General features: G+C 76.0%; 3 protein-coding genes. All 3 read left to right on the top strand.

What is annotated here, in order from left to right; translation table 11 throughout:
* The first annotated feature begins 216 nt into the window (after positions 1-216).
* Positions 217-1,485 carry an EAL and HDOD domain-containing protein gene (locus tag V9U69_RS11575; protein WP_337061967.1) on the top strand — a complete coding sequence of 423 codons (1,269 nt, stop codon included), beginning with the start codon at positions 217-219 and terminating at the stop codon, positions 1,483-1,485.
* Positions 1,486-1,554: 69 nt separating this feature from the next.
* Positions 1,555-2,016, top strand: a complete 462-nt coding sequence (locus V9U69_RS11580; RefSeq protein ID WP_337061968.1) for an ankyrin repeat domain-containing protein — start codon at positions 1,555-1,557, stop codon at positions 2,014-2,016.
* Between the two features lie 93 nt (positions 2,017-2,109).
* A partial coding sequence (locus V9U69_RS11585) for a TrkH family potassium uptake protein (RefSeq protein ID WP_337061969.1) occupies positions 2,110-3,430 on the top strand: 1,321 nt, incomplete at its 3' end.

The raw sequence follows: 3,430 nt of genomic DNA on the forward strand, positions 1-3,430 counted from the left end.
GGGCAGCGGGGGCCGACGCCGAGCCGGTCGTTCGCCCGCTTCCACCGCACGCGGGTGTGAGGTGGGCGCGCCGCGCCGGGCCGAGCGGGTCCCGGCACCCGTTCGGCCCAGCGCGGCGCGCGGTGCGCTTCAGGTCCCGGCCCGGCGAGCCGTTGTGGAGGACGTGAGGAGCACCGTGCGGGCGGTCGGGACCGCCGAGGCAGCCGGGGGCGCGTCGTGACGGCGCGGCCCGGCACCGCGACGCACCCGCGGGCGGACCACCCCGGCAGCAGCGTCGCCACCGTGCGCGTCGGCCGGCAGGGCATCTACGACGGCGAGCGCCACCTCATCGCCTACGAGCTGCTGTTCCGCGCCCACGGCGGCACGAGCGCGGACCTGTCCAGCGGCAGCGAGCAGGACCACGCCACCTCGCAGGTCGTCAGCGCCACCTTCGGCGACTTCGGGGTGGAGCAGATCGCCGGCGACAAGCCGCTGTTCATCAACCTCACCCGCGGCTTCTTCACCGGTGAGCTGCCGGTGCCGTGCTCGCCGCGGCAGGTGGTGCTGGAGCTGCTGGAGGACGTCGAGGTCGACGAGGAGCTGCTGGCCGGCGTGGACCGGCTGCGCGCGCTCGGGTACCGGATCGCCGTGGACGACTTCGCCGGCGAGGAGGCCCGCCTGCCGGCGGTGCGGCGCGCCGAGTACGTGAAGGTGGACCTGGCGGACACCGGTGAGCGCTTCGAGCAGGTGGTGGCGCTGGTGCGCGCGCACAACCCGTCGGCGCTGGTGGTGGTCGAGCGCGTGGAGGACGACGCGGAGTTCGCGCGGGCCGCGGCGGCCGGCTGCGACCTGTTCCAGGGGTACGGCCTGCAGCGGCCCGTGACGCTGGAGTCGGTCAGCCTGACGCCGTCGCAGCTGGTGTGCCTGCGGCTGGTGCGGGCGCTGACGGGCAGCGACGCCCCGATCGGCGAGATCGAGCAGCTCGTGTCGTCGGACCCCGGGCTGAGCCTGCGGGTGCTGCGCACGGTGTCGTCGGCGTACGCGGGCACGCGCGAGGAGATCTCCTCGCTGCGGCAGGCCATCGTGCTGCTGGGGCGGCGCCAGCTGTGCTCGTGGGTGGTGCTGATGCTGCTGGGCGGTGTGACCAGCGTGGACACCGAGCAGCTGACGACGGTGCTGGCGCGGGCGGCGGCGTGCGCGCGGCTGACGCCGTCGGACCCCGACGTGGCGTACACGGTGGGGCTGCTGTCGGGGGTGGCGACGTTCCTCGGCCTGCCCGAGGACGAGCTGGTGGAGACGACCGGGGTGGCCCGCTCGGTGCGCGCGGCCCTGCTGGAGGGCCGCGGGACGGCGGGGCGGGCGCTGCGGGCGGTGCTGTCGTACGAGGCGGACGACCCGCAGCGCATCGGCGAGGCCGGTCACGCCGTGTACGACGTCTCGCGCGCCTACCTGGCGGGGCTCAGCGCGGCGATGCGGGCGGTGGAGACCGTCCTCGAGGCGGACTGACCGCCGCGCCGCGCGCCCCGGGGCGCGCGAGGGGGTGCGCGGCACGGGGCGCCGACCTACCCTGGCGCCGTGACCGGGCGGGGTGAGGCCGGCGGTCCGCGGGCCGAGCCCGTGGGGCCGTCCGACGCCGCTGAGGAGCGCGCGCTCCAGCTGGCGCACCGGGTGTTCGAGACGGCGCGGCTGGGCCTGACGCGCGAGCTGTGCGGGTACCTGGACGCGGGTGTCCCGGTGGACTCGGCGGACTCCTCGGGCGACTGCCTGCTGGTGCTGGCCGCCCACCACGGGCACCCGGCGACGGTGCGGGCGCTGCTGGAGCGGGGCGCGGACCCGGACCGCCGCGACGCGCGGGGCTGCACGGCGCTGACGGCGGCGGTGGTCCGCGGGCGCCGGGACGTGGTGCTCGCCCTGGTGGCCGCCGACGCGGACCCGTACGCGGGCACCCCGAGCGCGCTGGAGGCGGCCCGCTTCTTCGGCCGCGAGGAGCTGCTGGACCTGCTGGAGGTGCCCGGCACGGAGCTGGGCGGCACCTGAGCGCACGCGTCGCGGACGCGGCCCCGCCCCCCGCTGCCCTAGCCTGATCGCTGCCGGGCCGCACGGGCCCCGCGGGAGCTGGAGGCGGCGCAGGTGGTGGACCCGACCGGGCCGGTCGCCGGCAACCGCCGGCGGCTGCTGCGGCACCCGGCCCAGGTCGTGGCGCTGGCCTTCGCGGCGGTGGCCGCGCTGGGGACGGCGCTGCTGTGGATCCCGGTGGCGCGGCGCGGGCCGGGCGGGGCCGACTTCGTCGACGCCCTGTTCACCGCGGTCAGCGCGCTGTGCGTGACGGGGCACGTCGTCGTGGACACCGGCTCGCACTGGTCGGGCTTCGGCCTGGTGGTGATCCTGGCGCTGGCCCAGGTGGGCGGCTTCGGGATCATGACGTCCGCCTCGCTGCTGGGCGTGCTGGCCACCCGCCGCCTCGGGCTGCGCACGCGGATGCTGACGGCCACGGAGTCGCGCGGCCTGGAGCTGGGGGACGTGCGCTCCGTCCTGGCGGGCGTCGTGCGCGTGTCCCTGGCGGTGGAGCTGGCGACGGCGGTGGTGCTGACGGCCCGCCTGCTGCTGGCGTACGGGGCGAGCGTGCCGGAGGCGCTGCGCGAGGGGGTCTTCCTGGCGGTCTCGGCCTTCAACAACGCCGGGTTCGTGCTGCGCGCGGACAGCATGGTCGTCTTCGCCGACGACCCCTGGATGTGCGGGGCGGTCATGGTGGCCAGCACGCTCGGCGGCCTGGGCTTCCCGGTGCTGCTGGAGCTGCGGCGCCGGCTCGGGCAGCCGCGCCAGTGGTCGCTGCACACGAAGCTGACGCTGGTGACGGGGGCGGCGCTGACGGTGTTCGGGTGGGTGTTCCTCACCGTCAACGAGTGGCGCAACCCGGCCACGTTCGGCGCGCTGGAGTGGTGGGCGCGGCCGCTGGCCGGCCTGTTCCAGACCACCGCCACGCGCAGCTCCGGGTTCAACTCGGTCGACGTCTCGGAGATGAACGGCGGCTCGTGGCTCGTCATGGACGTGCTGATGTTCATCGGCGGCGGCTCGGCGAGCACGGCCGGCGGCATCAAGGTGACGACGTTCGCGCTGCTGCTGGTGGTGGTGTTCGCCGAGTTCCGCGGCGAGCGGACGATCACGGTGTTCGCCCGCACCGTGCCGGACCGGGTGTACCGGCAGGCGCTGACGGTGGCGCTCGTGTCGCTGTCGGTCGTCGTGCTGGGCACGCTGGTCATCGTGGAGCTGACCCGGTCGCCGCTGGACGCCACCCTGTTCGAGGTGGTATCCGCCTTCGCGACGGTCGGGCTGTCCTCCGGGCTGGTGGCGACGTGGCCGGAGTCCTGCCAGCTGATCATCGCCCTGCTGATGTTCCTCGGCCGCCTGGGGCCGATCACCCTGGGGGCGGCGCTCGCCCTGCGCGAGCGCC

The sequence above is a fragment of the Kineococcus sp. G2 genome (genome assembly GCF_037154035.1).
GTDB lineage: Bacteria > Actinomycetota > Actinomycetes > Actinomycetales > Kineococcaceae > Kineococcus.